Here is a 16,232-nt window from a genome sequence, read left to right on the forward strand (position 1 = left end):
ATCTTAGCATCTCAGAATCTTAGCAACTTTAACTAGTCATTCATCGAAATCAAAAACTCTTCGTTGTTTTTTGTTTTCTTGAAACGATCGTTTACGAAGTCCATAGATTCTACTGGGTTCATATCTGAAAGATATTTACGCATAATCCACATTCTTTGTAATGTTTTTTCGTCTAATAATAAGTCATCGCGACGTGTACTTGACGATGTAAGATCGATTGCAGGGAAAATACGTTTATTCGCAATTTTACGGTCTAATTGAAGCTCCATGTTACCTGTTCCTTTAAATTCTTCGAAGATAACTTCGTCCATTTTAGAACCCGTTTCTGTTAATGCAGTTGCGATAATACTTAAAGATCCTCCGTTTTCTACATTTCTTGCCGCTCCAAAGAAACGTTTTGGCTTTTGCAATGCATTGGCATCAACACCTCCACTTAATACTTTTCCAGATGCTGGTTGAACCGTGTTGTAAGCTCTTGCTAAACGTGTAATAGAATCTAATAAAATCACAACATCGTGACCGCATTCTACTAAACGTTTTGCTTTTTCCAAAACAATGTTAGCAATTTTCACGTGTTCTTGTGGTTCTCTATCAAAAGTTGAAGCAATAACTTCACCACGAACACTTCTTTGCATATCTGTAACCTCCTCAGGACGTTCGTCAATCAGAAGAACGATTAAGTAAACTTCAGGATGGTTTGCTGCAATTGCATTTGCAATATCTTTAAGAAGCATTGTTTTACCAGTTTTAGGCTGTGCAACTATCATACCACGCTGACCTTTACCTATTGGTGAAAACAAATCTATAATTCTGGTTGAAATAGAACTGCCTTTTTCGGCTAGTTTGAATTTTTCTGAAGGGAAAACTGGTGTCAAGTGTTCGAAAGAAACTCTATCGCGAACAACTTGCGGATCGTGCCCATTAATTTTTAATACACGAACCAAAGGAAAAAACTTCTCACCTTCTTTTGGAGGGCGAACCACACCTTTTACAGTATCTCCGGTTTTTAAACCAAATAATCTGATTTGTGAAGTTGATAAATAAATATCATCTGGAGAAGCTAAATAATTATAATCTGATGAACGTAAAAATCCGTAACCGTCAGGCATCATTTCCAGAACACCTTCACTTTCAATAATTCCGTCAAATTCAAAATCTGAATCCCTGAAATTATTATTGTTCTTTTTATTTTTATGATTAGGATTTTGATTATTGTGATTTCCGTTTCCATTGCCATTCCCGCTCTGATTTTGATTCTGATTCGGGTTTTGATTTTGGTTCTGGTTTTTATTCTGATTCGGATTGATCTTTTTAACAGGAGCAGTTTGAGGAGTTTTTTCAGCTATTTCGGCTGTTGGCTCAGAAGTAGTTGGCTCAGATGGGGTTGCTTCTACATTTTCCTCTGCAGGAACTTCATTTACAGCCTCTTTCTCTTTTTTAAGAGCTACTTTTTTCTCGTATGCCGACTTGCTGAATTTTACAACTTTAGGCTCTTTTTTTGCTACTGGCTCTTTCTTATCCTGCGCTTCTACTGTCGCCGTTTCTGCAATTGGCTCAATTGTATCTGCAGCATCGTTTTTTTGAACAGTTTCCTCTACTTTATCAAATTCTAAAACGGGTGTATTTTTGGCATTTGCTGCTTTTGTTTTGGCTGGAGCAATTCTGGCACGCTTTGGTTTATCTTCTTTGGCATCAGAAACTACTTCTGTTTGAGAAGCTTGAGCTGGCGCATTAGAGCTCTCTTGGTGTGCTAAAATCTGACTAATTAAAGTCTCTTTTTTGACACCAGTAATCTTTATTGTTTTAGCTAACTTAGCTATTTCTTGAAGCTCAGAAAGCTTCATTTCTTTTAATGCAGAAATATCAAACATGAATGTTCTATGAATTTAATTATTTTAAGGAATACTGTAAAAAGAATAGGTAGATAATTAATTTGAATTGACCGCAGTATGAAGTGCTTACGGTATTATGATGCAATAATACGAATAAAATTTTATCATACAATAGTATTTTAAAAAAAGAAAATATATTTTTGTAAAACATTTTTAGACCATGATACAAAGAATTCAGACTGTATATTTATTTCTAGCTTTTGCTGCAACTGGCATTTTAATGCTTTTTGTTCCGCTTTGGACAACTAGTGCAGGAAAGCCATTCTTTTTTATGCATGACCAGCTTTATACTGTTTTATTAGGCTTAACGACTATGCTTAGTATTATCAGTATCATTTCATTCAAAAAGAGACAAAATCAGTTTGTATTAAACAGATTGAACATAATATTAAATTTAATTTTATTAGGATTATTTGTATATCGATCACTAAATTTATCTGGAGGGACTGAGGTCTCTGAGAAAGGTATTGGGATGTTCATGCCGATTGTTGCTATCGTGTTATTAGTTTTAGCTAATAAGGCCATCAAAAAGGACGAAGATCTTGTAAAATCTGTTGATCGTTTGAGGTAAACCTATAAACTTAGTTTATTTGTGCGAAGAAGAACCCGAATTTTTATTCGGGTTTTTTTTATGCCTTATTTTATCATAAATCAGACCTAAAGGGCATTATAGATATGTGATTTACATGATAAATTTGCATTTTCAAATTCAAATATAATCATGACACCAAAAATAAGGATTCATCTTGCAGATGATCATCAGGTATTAATTGATGGTCTTTCAAATCTGCTCCAAACTGTTTCAAATTTTGAAGTGGTCGGAACTTCTTTAGACGGGACTACTGTTTATGATGATGTCATGAAGGACAAAGCCGATGTTTTAATTCTTGATATAAGTATGCCAAAGAAAGACGGCATAGAGGTACTGAAAGAGTTTAATGAAAAAGAAATGCCTTGCAAAGCTATTATTTTATCCAGTTATGATGATCTGAAAATCATTAAAGAGGTTATGAAATTAGGTGCAAAAGGCTATCTGTTAAAAAATTGCGCCGGAGAAAATATCATTGAAGCTGTTGAAGCCGTTTATCAAGGTCAGGAATATTTTAGCGATAGCATTAGAGAAAAAATTTTTAATACTTTTAGAGACAATCCTAAATTAAATCAAAACGCGGTTATAGAAAACCCAATTTTAAGTCCGCGAGAGATTGAAATCATTATTTTAATTGCCTTAGAATACAGCGGTAAAGAAATTAGCAAAAAGCTTTTTATCAGCTCCCATACTGTCGAAACGCATCGAAAAAACATCATGAAAAAGCTTAATATAAAAAGCACAATAGGTCTGGTAAAATATGCTCTTAAAAACAATTTGATTAATCCTTAAAGACTGTTTTTATGTTTCGTTTCAAATTCATTCTATTTATTCTTTTACTTTTTTCTTTTGAAGGAAATAGTATCGCACAACCAAAGGATGCAACAAAAGTTTCACAAACGGCAAACAACCAAACGACCGTTAATCATCTTAGTAAATCAGAACAGCTTCGAAACAAAAAAATCTTCAGTTTAACCATTATACTTACTGTCATCATTTTTCTTTTGTTTTACTTTTTATACCAAAACAACAAGCTAAAACAGAAAATAAAAAGAAAAGACACCAAACAGAAAATCCTTCTAAATATTATTAATTCTGGAATCGATTCTCAAGAAGTAGAGCGTAAAAAAATTGCTTCTTTTCTCCATGACAATATCAATTCATTATTGTCTTCTGCAGGATTACATTTAAATACATTTACAGCTCAGAACGATGTAAAATCGGAAGAAATACGTAAAGCAAAAGCTATTCTATCAGAAGTGCATGAACTTTTACGCGATATGTCTCACGATCTTGTTCCGTCGCTTTTGGTTCGTTTTGGATTAATTTATGCTTTGGAAGATCTATGCGAGAAAAACTCAAACTCTGCGATTGAATTTGAATTTTCAAGCACTATTCCGACCAGTAGAAGATATGTTGAGAAATTTGAGATGAAAATCTATTTCATAGTCAGTGAACTGTTCAGCAATATTACCAAGCATAGCAATGCTCAAAAAGCAAAACTTTCTTTAGCAGAAAAAGAAAACCAACTTATCCTCCACATTCACGATGACGGAATTGGTTTTAAAACACAAAAATTAAAAGATGCTGAAGGCTTCGGTTTAAGTAGAATTAGAGCTAGAATCAAAAAATACAAAGGAACTTTATCGATAACTTCCAAAGAAAATCAGGGAACCAAAATAAAGATTCAGATTCCGCTGCCGCATTAATTACTTCTCTCCTATTTCTATAATTTCCAAGTCTTTGATTTTATCATCATCGATTACAAAACGCAACATGGTTCTCACTTTATGAAAACCGCTTTTTCCTGCCGCGCCTGGATTCATGTGCAATAAATTATTCTTTTTATCAAACATGACCTTCAAAATATGCGAATGCCCACAGATAAATAATTTAGGCGGATTCATAGCTAATTCTTCTCTAACATACTGATTATACTTTCCGGGATAACCACCAATATGAGTAATCCAAACCGACACATTTTCACAAGAAAAACGATTATTTAGTGGAAATTCTAATCTTGCTTTTGCATCGTCAATATTTCCGTAAACAGCTCGTAAAGGTTTTAGTTTTTTAATCGCATCTGTCACTACCAAATCTCCAATATCTCCAGCATGCCAAACTTCGTCTGCCTGAGCAACATATTTTAAAATAGTATCATCGATGTGACTGTGGGTGTCTGAGAGAAGAAGGATTTTGGTCATTTTTTTTTAAGAGGCTAAGATTCTGAGGTGCTAAGATACTAAGTTTTTCCTAGCATTTTAAATTGTAGAGACGCACTACTGTGCATCTAAAACTTGATTAGCAAATAACAAATACCAAAAACATCATAACATCCCTATAGAAAAAACTTAGAATCTTAGCATCTCAGAACCTTAGTATCTTTTTCATACCTTTACGGCTAGACGCACTGCAGTGCGTCTCTACAGATATACACAACCAAAATCTTTGTAACTCTGAATCTTTGCAACTTTGCCACTAAAGAAAAAAAAACTTAGAATCTTAGCATCTCAGAACCTTAGTATCTTTTTCATACCTTTGCAACTCTGAACCTTTGAACCTCAACAGTGAGATATTTTATTCAATTCGCTTATAACGGAACACATTATCATGGCTGGCAAATACAGCCAAACGCTTCTTCAGTTCAAGAAACTTTAAATAAAGCTTTTTCGGTTTTATTAAATGAAAACATCAGCATTATGGGGGCTGGAAGAACAGATACTGGTGTTCATGCAAGCGAAATGTACGGTCATTTTGACACAGAAAAAAACTTAGACATTCCGGTTTTAGTTCATAAACTGAATTCTTATTTACCAAAAGATATTGCGATTTTTAATATTATTCTGGTTCACGATGATGCGCATTGTAGATTTGATGCTACAAAACGAACTTACGAATATCATATCAATACAGTAAAAAATCCGTTTTTACAGGAATTGAGCTGGTATGTTACACAAAAATTGGATGTAACTTTGATGAATGAAGCAGCGCAGTTACTACTGAAGCATACCGATTTTCAATGTTTTTCAAAAGTTAACACTGATGTAAACACGTTTGATTGCACGATTTTTGAGGCGTACTGGAAACAAGAAAACGAAAAACTGATTTTTACCATTTCAGCAAATCGTTTTTTAAGAAATATGGTTCGCGCTATTGTGGGCACTTTGATCAATATTGGTTTAAAGAAAATAACTTTAGCTGATTTTGAAAATATCATTGCCAGCAAAAGCAGGGAAAAAGCAGGATTTTCGGTTCCGGCACATGGTTTATATTTGACCAATATTTATTACGATTACATTTAATAGCCCTGATTGAAGTGAAAAGCTTTTTTGAAAAAAATATAGTTTTTGTAATTTTTATGGAGCGACCAACGGAAGCTTTATAAAAATTAAACAAAAACATATTTTTGAGAAAAACTTGTAACGGAAAGCAGGAAACAGCTCCTAAAAATAAATGAAAGCAAAAGCATTCGATACAGGATTATTCAAAAGAATTTTAAAATATACACGACCTTATAAATGGCGTTATTATGGCGTAATCATATTTGCCATTTCGCTGTCTATCTTCGCTGCACTTCGCCCCTATTTACTAAAAGAAACGGTCGATGGTTACATCAAAACTCATGATAAAATGGGATTGCTGATGTATATCGTTTTGATGGGAGTCGTTTTACTGATGGAGGTCTTTTCTCAATTTTACTTTGTTTATTGGGCCAACTGGCTCGGACAAGATATTGTAAAAGATATTCGAACTAAACTTTTTAAACACATTTTGAGTTTCAGAATGAAGTATTTCGATTTGGTTCCAGTTGGCCAGCTGGTTACTCGCGCTGTTTCGGATATTGAATCGATTGCCCGTATTTTCAGTCAAGGTTTGTTTATGATTATAAGCGATTTGATGAAAATGGTCGTGGTACTTATTTTCATGTTTTATATGAACTGGAAACTAACCTGGATAGTTGTAGTTGCAATGCCTATTTTGGTTTACATTACCAGAATTTTCCAACGTAAAATGCAAGTGGCTTTTGAAGAAGTTCGAACGCAAATTGCCAATATGAACTCTTTTGTACAAGAGCGCGTGACGGGAATGAAAATTGTACAGCTTTTTAACCGCGAAAAAATCGAAGCAGAAAACTTTAAAGAAATCAACAACAAGCATAGAGTCGCTTGGATTAAAACGATTTTGTACAACTCCATCTTCTTCCCGATTGCCGATATTATTTCGTCTATTACTTTAGGTTTGGTTGTGGTTTATGGCGGATTCAGAATTTTGAATGGAGATCATTTTACGACTTTTGGTGATTTGTTTTCGTATACCATGTTCATCGGAATGCTATTTAATCCGCTGAGACAGATTGCAGATAAATTTAACGAGATGCAATTAGGAATGATTGCTGCCAATCGTGTTTTTGACATTATCGACACACAAGATCACATTCAAGATACAGGAACCATTGAAGCGCCTGTTTTTGATGGAAGAATTGATTTCAAAGACGTTCGTTTCAGCTATATTCCAGAAGAAGAAGTCATAAAAGGTATTGATCTTTCGGTTTCTGCTGGACAGACCGTGGCGATTGTAGGTTCTACAGGAGCAGGAAAATCTACTATTATTAATTTACTGAATCGTTTTTACGAAATCAATAGCGGAACAATCTGCATTGATGGAGAAAATATCGAAAACTACACTTTGGCTTCTTTAAGAAAACAAATTGCTGTTGTTTTGCAAGATGTGTTTTTGTTTGCCGATACGATTTATAATAATATTACTTTGCACAATCCAGAAATTACTCGAGACAAAGTAATTGATGCAGCAAAAAAAATTGGAGTTCATGATTTTATTATGAATCTGCCTGATAATTACGATTTTGATGTAAAAGAGCGAGGCGTTATGCTTTCTTCTGGACAGCGTCAGCTTATTGCTTTTTTACGTTCTTATGTAAGCAACCCGAGTATTTTGATTTTGGACGAAGCAACTTCTTCTATCGACACCTATTCTGAAGAAATGATTCAGCGTGCAACAGAAACGATTACAAAAGGAAGAACTTCTATTATTATTGCACACAGACTCGCAACAATTGTAAATGCAGATAAAATTGTGGTGATGGATAAAGGTTTGATTGTCGAACAAGGCACACATCACGAATTACTGAATAAAGCAGATGGATATTACAAAAACCTGTACGATTCGCAATTTTCAGTAGCTAATTAGCTTTGCGAAATTACTTACACACTTAATTTTCAAAATCTTACAAAAAATAAACATAAAAAGCACTGATATTTCCTGTATTTAGGAAAAAATGAATTTATCATAACTCCATAATTTTAATTGTATTCTTACAAATAAATAAGTAAGTTTGAGGAATAAATAATCATTTTTAAAAAATACTTATGAAAAAAAAATTACTTTTTATCGTTTTCTTTTTAACCTTTTCGGTTAGTGCATTCTCAATGCAAATTTTCATTAGAGTTGTTGGTTCTACGGAAACTATAACCCTTGAGGTAGAAAGCTCTGATACCATTGATTACATTAAGTTTAAGATAATGGACAAAACAGGGATTCTTCCTGATACCCAAAGGCTTATATTTGCAGGAAGACAACTAGAAGATGGAAGAACATTATCTGATTATAACATTCAAAAAGAAAGCTCAATACATCTGGTTGTTCGTAAGGAAAGGTAATAATTAGTCTTTTTTCTGCTATAGAAAAAAGACACTTCTAAAAAGTGTCTAAGATCAAAAAATAAAAGGGTTTGACTTTCAATTAAAGTCAAACCCTTTTATCATATAGTATTAAGAATTGATTTTTAATCTTCCTCAAGTTAAATCTGATGCAATTTTCAGCATCTAATTAGCTTTAAGAAATTACTTACGCACTTAGTTTTCAAAATCTTACAAAACTTAAAGCACCAAAAAGCATTTCATTCTTATAATTAGGGAAAAAATAATTTATCATAACTAAACAATTCCACTTGTATTCTTACAAATAAATAAGTACGTTTGAGGTATAAATAATCATTTTTAAAAATCCTATGAAAAAAAAATTACTTTTTATCGTTCTATTTTTGGCATTTTCGCTTAATGCCTTTTCAATGCAAATTTTTGTAAAAACTTTGACTGGAAAAATTATAACAATTGAGATTGAAAGTTCAGACACTATTGATAATCTTAAGGCTAAAATATTCGATAAAGAAGGAATTCCAGTTGAATGCCAAAGAATCATATTTGCAGGAAAACAACTTGAAGACGGTAGAACACTATCTGATTACAACATCCCAAAAGAAACCACAGTACATATGGTTCTTAGAACTCCTCCTTGTAATTAATTTGTTTTTAAAGAAGATAACAAATTGCTTAAAACTGGATTTTTGATACGCTTATTATTTCAAATCCAATATTAGGAAATCAAAAGACCTTCTAAAAAATATGTGAGTTTAAAAATAATTGGGTTTGACTTTAATTGAAAGTCAAACCCTTTTTTCACATTATAGAGTTTAGATTGATTCTGATGTACTTCAAATCCAATCCAACACAATTTTCATGAGCAAAAAGGAAGTTCATACTTTCAAAAATTGGCTCAATCAATAAATTAATAATTATTTAGCCATAAATTGATGTTTGTTTCTTAAATTAAAAAACTGCAATATTCATAAATTGTGATTTAAAATCCGACTAAAAACTGTCAAAAAAGCTTTAAAACGTTAAATTAGCGTTATAGAAATCATAAAATTGACCTTTCACAATCAGTTAGATAGCAGAATTTTTTTGTTTATTCTTTATCTTTGAGAATATAGAAATCAAATGTAAAAGACAATGCCACAAAATAGATTTTATCCTGATGAAAAATTCAAAGAAATAGAAATAAACGCCTCATTACAATTAAGATACGCCATTTCGAACAGAGGAAGATTAATCAGTTTTACCGACGATATTGAAAACGGACGCATTTTAAAAGGAGGTTTAAGCGACGGATATCCAACTTTCCGTTTTAAGGTTAAAAAAGACGATAAAATCGTAAATAAATATCTCTTCTTATACAAACTAGTGGCTCAGTACTTTATTCCAAAAGATTCTGAAGATCAAACCTATGTTTTGCATTTAGATTACAACAGAGCAAACGATGATGTGAGTAATCTTCGCTGGGCAACCAAACAGGAAATGATGGCGCACAGCCGTAAAAGTCCGCGTGTTATTCAAGCTAAAAAGAACTTAATTGAACATAATCTTAAAGCTGACGGACGAAAATTAACCACTACAAAAGTGATGTTAATTAAAAAAATACTAGCAAGACCTGAACAAAAAACACGTCTTAAAATGATTGCCAAACAATTTGGTGTAAGCGAAATGCAAATTAGAAGAATTGCCAGCGGAGAAAACTGGGGACACGTTAAGATTTAATTTTTAATTGTGAATGGCAAATTATTAATTCATAATTATAAGCCACAGATTATACAGATTAACACAGATTTTTTAAAATCATTTTAATCCTAATAATCTGTGGCTTATTTTTTTCATACCATTCAATAACTGTCAGGCTGAGCGAAGTCGAAGCCCGCGCAAGCTCTTCGACTTCGCTTAAAGAGACAAAATTATAATAGCCACAGATTACACAGATTAACACAGATTTTTTAAAATCATTTTAATCCTAATAATCTGTGGCTTATTTTTTATTTTTTTTAAGGCACTTGTCTCTAATTACTAAGAACTAATCACTAAATCTTAGAAATCACTTCATAATTCACAATTTACAATTCACAATTACTTCGCTTTCTGTGAAAAGACCAAAATCTATGTCTTTAAAAATAAAATTTCAAGTGTTCATATAAAATAAATCCTTAAATTCGCAAACACAAATAACAAAGAAAAAATCGAAAGATGAGTTTCGGAAATACAAACTTCATTTTCGATAGTTAATACTAAAAGCAAAAAAAATGAAATACGACGTTATTGTTTTAGGAAGTGGTCAGTGGAGGATATGTAACAGCGATTAGAGCTTCACAATTAGGCTTTAAAACTGCTGTAGTAGAAAAAGAAAATCTAGGTGGAGTTTGCCTTAACTGGGGATGTATCCCAACAAAAGCGCTTTTAAAATCTGCTCAAGTTTTTGATTACCTTAAACACGCTTCTGACTACGGATTGAAAGTTTCTGAATTTGATAAAGATTTCCCTGCAGTTATTCAACGTAGCCGTGGTGTAGCTGAAGGAATGAGCAAAGGTGTTCAATTCTTAATGAAAAAGAACAAAATTGACGTTATCGAAGGTTTTGGAAAATTAAAACCAGGAAAAAAACTTGACGTTACCGATAAAGACAATAAAGTTACAGAATACAGCGCTGATCACATTATCATCGCAACTGGTGCTCGTTCTCGTGAGTTACCAAACTTACCTCAAGATGGTGTAAAAGTAATTGGATACCGTCAGGCAATGACATTGCCAACTCAACCAAAATCTATGATTATTGTGGGTTCTGGAGCAATTGGAGTTGAGTTCGCTCACTTCTACAACTCAATGGGAACAGATGTTACTATCGTAGAATTTATGCCAAACGTAGTTCCTGTAGAAGACGAAGATATCTCAAAACAATTTGAGCGTTCTTTGAAAAAATCAGGAATTAAAGTAATGACTAACTCTTCTGTTGAGCGCATTGACACAACAGGTGCAGGAGTTAAAGCTTTTGTTAAAACGGCAAAAGGAGAAGAAGTTTTAGAAGCTGACATCGTACTTTCTGCAGTTGGAATCAAAACAAACATTGAAAACATCGGATTAGAAGAAGTTGGAATCGCTGTTGATAGAGATAAAATCTTAGTAAACGCGTACAACGAAACTAACATTCCAGGATACTACGCAATTGGAGACGTTACTCCAGGTCAAGCTTTAGCTCACGTAGCTTCTGCTGAAGGAATTAACTGTGTAGAAAAAATTAAAGGTTTACACGTAGACCCAATCGATTACGGAAACGTTCCTGGTTGTACTTACGCAACTCCAGAAATCGCTTCTGTAGGTTTAACAGAAAAACAAGCAAAAGAAAAAGGTTACGAATTAAAAATTGGTAAATTCCCATTCTCAGCTTCTGGAAAAGCAAAAGCGGCTGGAAATGCTGACGGATTCGTAAAAGTAATCTTCGATGCTAAATACGGAGAATGGTTAGGATGCCACATGATTGGTGCTGGTGTTACAGATATGATTGCTGAAGCAGTTGTAGCTCGTAAACTAGAAACTACAGGTCATGAAATCCTTAAATCTATCCACCCTCACCCAACAATGAGCGAGGCTGTTATGGAAGCTGTAGCTGATGCTTACGGCGAAGTAATTCACTTGTAAAAATATACCGTTTTACGGTTATATATAATTCTCAATTTAATAAATCCGATTTGTGAAAGCAAGTCGGATTTTTTTGTTTACTACATATAAAAATTGATAATCATTTAATTACACAATATCATTTTAACCGCATTCTATTACAAAAATAACTTCTCGTGTATTTTTTCATATTTAAGAGATTGTAGGTTTACACACTAATTAAACTTATTAAATAATGAAAAAGTACGTAATAATAATTTTCACTAGCTTGTTTTTATCATGTGCAAGCAAAAACCCTCAACTAGAATCAACAACCCTATTAAAAGATGGAACATCTGTTGAGGGATTGATGAAGGATCCTTCACACTATGTTAATCTAAATAATAATAAAAAAAAACTTTCAATTAAAACTAAAGATGGAAAAATAACATATACAAATACTGATATTGAAAAAGTAACCATATCAGGAGAAGATAAAATTCTTCTCCCAGTTTATTCTAATAAGAAAAAAGGAAAATTGAAATATCTCTGGCTTACTCCAATTGAAATAACACAAGGAAAAGCATCCTTGTATAGCCTAGAAAAAGAAGTTACAAATCCTAGAGGACATTACATGGGTATTACAACTATTTATTACATTTGGAGAAAAGGGGAAAATGCAGCTGAATTATTTACAGCTACTGACGTTGGAGCGACAATTGGCGCGGGTAGTTTTTATCGAACAACTATACATCGTTTCTTTTACGATTGTCCTGAATTAGTAAAAAAATCCAAAGATGAAAAATATAAGCCTAAAACAAATACCGCTATCGATGTTTTTAAAGAATACAATTCGATTTGTGGTAAATAAAAAGTAATCTATACATTACTTGCGTTAAAATCCGATTTGTGAAAGCAAGTCGGATTTTTTTGTGCCTTTTCTCTTTAAACCTTTATAGTTTTTGCAAATTAAGATTTTAAAATTTTAATACTATTTTCGCACCAAAATTAATCTAACCAATTACAAAAAAAACAAATACTAGTATGAAAAAATTAATCCTATTTATAATCTTAGGAATAACTATTAATGCTAAGGCTCAAGAAGCTAGCGTAGAAAAATCAATCTTTTCGGCACAAACAGGTTTTGCCGGAATTTGGCTTAACAACGAATTAAAACTTGCTAATTCAATTGCTTTAAGAAGCGAAATTGGTATCGAACATGATTTTGCAGTTGGAGATCATTATGATGAAGCTGGTTTTATATTACAACCCGTAATTACAGCAGAGCCAAAATTTTATTTCAATCTGAAAAAAAGAAACGCTAAAGGAAAAAACATTTCAAATAATAGCGGTAATTATATTTCTCTTAAAACAAGTTACCATCCAGATTGGTTTGTCATTAATTTAGATGATAATATCACTAAAAATGCAGATTTATCTATTACACCAACATGGGGAATGAAAAGAGCAATTGGAGAACATCTTACTTACGAAGCAGGCGCAGGAATAGGATACAGAATGGTATTTATTAAAGCAAATTCTAATTTTGGAAATGCACAAAGTGTAGATAATTTTGATTACACAAAGGAACAATTCTTACTTTATTTTCATTTAAGAATAGGGTATACTTTTTAAGAAATTAACTTCTAATTTTTATATAATCCGATTTGTGAAAACAAGTCGGATTTTTTTGTGCGTATAGTTTTGTCATTTCGACCGAAGGGAGAAATCTCCATAAGTAGCTCGACAAAGATTAGTAAAAATCTTTGCAAATAACTTCACTTTGCGGAGATTTCTCCCTTCGGTCGAAATGACAATACTTTGTCTAAAAAAAGGTTTACTTTTAAATTAAAACCTCAAAATAATTAAATAACATTTCTCCCAAAGTACTAAAAAGATTACTTTTATAAATCATTATAAATATCCTTTTTTATGGAAGAAACAAAAATATTCTACGCCGACGGAGAAAATCCAAAAATGATCGAAGCTTACAAAAGAGCACAAGAAACCTTTAAATACTTCTGGAGAGAACTATCTTGGAAATACAGAAGAATAGTTCCAGGATTGGATGTTGCTTGTGTAAAATTGGCTTTCACTCAAGATATAGACGACGAAACCATCGTAGAACATATGTGGATTAACGACGTAAACTTTGATGGCGAAATGATATACGGAATTTTAGTAAATGATCCTAATGATCTAACCAATGTCAATAATGGAGACGAAATTGCAATTCCGATTAATCAAATCAGCGATTGGTTATTTGCAAGTCAAGGAAAAACATACGGGGCTTTTACAATACATGCCATGCGCTCAGAAATGGACGAAGACGAAAGAAAAGACCACGACGACGCTTGGGGCTTAGAGTTTGGAGATTACAATGATATTCTGGTTGTTACAAATCAGAAAGAGAAGCCAGAAAACTTGGTAGAGCATCCGATGAGTATCAATATGAAAGAAAGTCTCATCGAATTCTTAAAAAACAATCCAGAAGAAATAGGAGCGCAAGACGATTTAGGCTACACTTTTTTGCATCGTGAAGCTATTGCTGGAAATCAAACTTCTGTAGAACTTATTTTAAAAGCAGGAGCCAATGCAAATGCAAAAACCAATAGCGGAAAAACAGCTTTAGATTTTGCCAAAGAACTCAAATGGGATCATTTAATACCTTTATTTCAATAAAAAATTTCAAAATCCGATTTACCAAAAGTAGATCGGATTTTTGTTTAATAACCTTCTTTTCGAAAAAGAATATTTTTTCATTTTAAAATCAAAACTGATCCGTTTTTTCATCTGTTTACAATAAAGAATGTGCTACTTTTGCAGCACCAAATCTAACATGCCATAGAATGAAAAAATTATTCTTTACGCTTATACTGTTATCTTCAGTTTTATCTGCCCAAACCAAAACCGACACCGATTTTGCTTCCCGTTTAAAAAGCACTTTTTCTCAATCTACAGACTGTGTCAACGACTTCGAAAAAGTATTAAAACCAGCAGAACTTCAATCGTTAAACACTACCCTTAACGCTTTCGAAAAAAAACACCTTTATAAAATTGTAGTCATAACAACACCTTCTGTTGAACCATTTAAATCTTTTGACGAATTTGCAGTAGATCTTGACAAATTTTTATCAAAAGACCCGCGATTAGATCCAACCCTTTTAATTGTTGTCAGTAAAACATTAAGGCAAATTCAGGTTTTAAGCGTCGATTTTATAAAATACAAATTAAATGCTGAAGACACACAAAATATAATCAGCACCTATTCGATACCCGAACTTAAAAAAGGAAACTATTTTAAGGCTTTAGAACAGGCTTCAAATGAATTCATGAAAAAATTGCAACAACAATAAATAGATCAAAATCCGATTTGCGAAATCAAATCGGATTTTTTTTAATGTATGGAAACTAATAGCTAGAAAAAAGACTTATTTTAGTGTAAAAATAAGTTTTATTAGAAATGGAATTAGAACAATACAAAAAAGAATTTACCGAAGATGACGCTGTTGGCTGGTTAGAAATTGATAAAGAATTTGAACGCCTTTATCCTAATCAGGAACCCAAACATTTTGCTCCAGCAATTAGTTATATGCTTGGCGGAGAACATCCGCTTGATGGTGTAAGCTATTACGAAAGCAAAAATCAAGAAGATCATTACCATTTTATTACTTACGGTTTTTCTGAATTGTATTATAATGAAGAAAAAGCAGATGGAGAATTTAGCAAATGGGGATTTGAACTTACTTTTAGATTAAAACCTTATGGAGCCGACAATCAAAATCCGAGCTGGGCTGTGGCTTTGCTTCAAAATATAGCTAAATATGTATTTGACAGTGGAAATTGGTTTGAAGAGTTTCATTACATGCCAGCAAACGGACCAATTCGTTTGGACACTGAAACCGATATTACGGCATTAATTTTTGTGAATGATCCCGAAGTCCCTAAAAAACAAACGCCACACGGTGAAGTTTCATTTTTACAAATCGTCGGAATTACTACAGAAGAATACGAAAACATTAAAGAAAACCCAGAAAAGGTTGAAGCATTAGTTCATAAATTAAAAGAAAACAATCCATTATTAATTACCGATTTAAATCGAAAAAGTTAATTTGCAAACCAGAATGATTAATTACAATAATAAAATCTTCAAACCTGTAAGCAACAGCGAAAACGGAGAAACTTCTAACGAAACTTCATTTCATTATAAACAAGAAGGAAACATTTTAACTTCTGAATATTCTGGAGGAAAAATCGTTAAAGGCCATTTAATTGGTTTGGTTGACGGCGCGGGAAATATCGAAATGAGATATCATCAAGTGAATGAAAAAGGCGAATTAATGACTGGTTTCTGCACTTCTAAACCTGAAATTTTAGCAAGCGGAAAAATTAGGCTTCACGAAACGTGGCAATGGACTTCTGGAGATTTATCTAAAGGAAATTCTATACTTGAAGAACAATAAGAAAATATAAACA

Annotated in this window: 16 protein-coding genes and 1 pseudogene; 15 read left to right on the top strand and 2 right to left on the bottom strand. The window is 32.7% G+C overall.

Features of this window, described 5'->3' with window-relative positions; translation table 11 throughout:
- Positions 1-32: 32 nt before the first annotated feature.
- Positions 33-1,871: a transcription termination factor Rho gene (rho, locus tag ACPWTF_RS04995; protein ID WP_427874658.1), complete on the bottom strand. Its 1,839-nt coding sequence runs from the start codon at positions 1,869-1,871 to the stop codon at positions 33-35.
- A 181-nt stretch (positions 1,872-2,052) separates the two neighbouring features.
- Between rho and ACPWTF_RS05000 the strand changes: the two genes are divergently transcribed.
- From ACPWTF_RS05000 to ACPWTF_RS05010, 3 genes are all read left to right on the top strand, one after another.
- Positions 2,053-2,463, top strand: a complete 411-nt coding sequence (locus tag ACPWTF_RS05000) for a DUF4293 domain-containing protein (protein WP_427874659.1) — start codon at positions 2,053-2,055, stop codon at positions 2,461-2,463.
- A gap of 150 nt (positions 2,464-2,613) precedes the next feature.
- Positions 2,614-3,273 carry a response regulator gene (locus ACPWTF_RS05005; protein ID WP_427874660.1) on the top strand — a complete coding sequence of 220 codons (660 nt, stop codon included), beginning with the start codon at positions 2,614-2,616 and terminating at the stop codon, positions 3,271-3,273.
- 11 nt (positions 3,274-3,284) lie between these two features.
- Complete coding sequence (locus tag ACPWTF_RS05010; RefSeq protein WP_427874661.1) at positions 3,285-4,190, top strand: sensor histidine kinase; 906 nt, start codon at positions 3,285-3,287, stop codon at positions 4,188-4,190.
- Here ACPWTF_RS05010 and ACPWTF_RS05015 read toward each other — a convergent pair whose 3' ends face one another.
- The gene (locus tag ACPWTF_RS05015; RefSeq protein ID WP_427874662.1) at positions 4,191-4,685 is read right to left on the bottom strand and encodes a metallophosphoesterase family protein; all 495 of its coding nucleotides are present in this window, start codon (positions 4,683-4,685) and stop codon (positions 4,191-4,193) included. It lies immediately after the preceding gene.
- A 363-nt stretch (positions 4,686-5,048) separates the two neighbouring features.
- Between ACPWTF_RS05015 and truA the strand changes: the two genes are divergently transcribed.
- From truA to ACPWTF_RS05075, 12 genes and pseudogenes are all read left to right on the top strand, one after another.
- Complete coding sequence (truA, locus tag ACPWTF_RS05020; RefSeq protein WP_427874663.1) at positions 5,049-5,783, top strand: tRNA pseudouridine(38-40) synthase TruA; 735 nt, start codon at positions 5,049-5,051, stop codon at positions 5,781-5,783.
- A gap of 151 nt (positions 5,784-5,934) precedes the next feature.
- On the top strand, positions 5,935-7,689 hold the full coding sequence (locus ACPWTF_RS05025; RefSeq protein ID WP_427874664.1) for an ABC transporter ATP-binding protein: 1,755 nt from the start codon (positions 5,935-5,937) through the stop codon (positions 7,687-7,689).
- Positions 7,690-7,868: 179 nt separating this feature from the next.
- Positions 7,869-8,159, top strand: a complete 291-nt coding sequence (locus tag ACPWTF_RS05030) for a ubiquitin-like protein (protein WP_427874665.1) — start codon at positions 7,869-7,871, stop codon at positions 8,157-8,159.
- Between the two features lie 350 nt (positions 8,160-8,509).
- Positions 8,510-8,803 (top strand): ubiquitin-like protein, encoded by a 294-nt coding sequence (locus tag ACPWTF_RS05035; RefSeq protein ID WP_320492097.1) that lies wholly within the window; start codon positions 8,510-8,512, stop codon positions 8,801-8,803.
- Positions 8,804-9,290: 487 nt separating this feature from the next.
- A complete protein-coding gene (locus ACPWTF_RS05040; protein ID WP_095928832.1) occupies positions 9,291-9,875 on the top strand; it encodes an NUMOD4 domain-containing protein in 585 nt (194 codons plus the stop codon).
- A 533-nt stretch (positions 9,876-10,408) separates the two neighbouring features.
- Positions 10,409-11,798 (top strand): annotated as a pseudogene (lpdA, locus tag ACPWTF_RS05045) (dihydrolipoyl dehydrogenase).
- Positions 11,799-12,012: 214 nt separating this feature from the next.
- The gene (locus tag ACPWTF_RS05050) at positions 12,013-12,627 is read left to right on the top strand and encodes a hypothetical protein (RefSeq protein ID WP_427874666.1); all 615 of its coding nucleotides are present in this window, start codon (positions 12,013-12,015) and stop codon (positions 12,625-12,627) included.
- A gap of 173 nt (positions 12,628-12,800) precedes the next feature.
- Complete coding sequence (locus ACPWTF_RS05055; RefSeq protein WP_427874667.1) at positions 12,801-13,391, top strand: hypothetical protein; 591 nt, start codon at positions 12,801-12,803, stop codon at positions 13,389-13,391.
- A gap of 297 nt (positions 13,392-13,688) precedes the next feature.
- Positions 13,689-14,438: a DUF2314 domain-containing protein gene (locus tag ACPWTF_RS05060; protein ID WP_427874668.1), complete on the top strand. Its 750-nt coding sequence runs from the start codon at positions 13,689-13,691 to the stop codon at positions 14,436-14,438.
- A gap of 167 nt (positions 14,439-14,605) precedes the next feature.
- A complete protein-coding gene (locus ACPWTF_RS05065; RefSeq protein WP_250836821.1) occupies positions 14,606-15,112 on the top strand; it encodes a TPM domain-containing protein in 507 nt (168 codons plus the stop codon).
- Positions 15,113-15,219: 107 nt separating this feature from the next.
- Positions 15,220-15,867 (top strand): suppressor of fused domain protein, encoded by a 648-nt coding sequence (locus tag ACPWTF_RS05070; RefSeq protein WP_427874669.1) that lies wholly within the window; start codon positions 15,220-15,222, stop codon positions 15,865-15,867.
- Between the two features lie 13 nt (positions 15,868-15,880).
- Positions 15,881-16,219 (top strand): n-acetylglutamate synthase, encoded by a 339-nt coding sequence (locus ACPWTF_RS05075; protein ID WP_427874670.1) that lies wholly within the window; start codon positions 15,881-15,883, stop codon positions 16,217-16,219.
- The last annotated feature ends 13 nt before the right edge of the window (positions 16,220-16,232 follow it).

This window comes from Flavobacterium sp. MMS24-S5, assembly GCF_050320125.1.
Taxonomy (GTDB): Bacteria; Bacteroidota; Bacteroidia; order Flavobacteriales; family Flavobacteriaceae; genus Flavobacterium; species Flavobacterium tyrosinilyticum.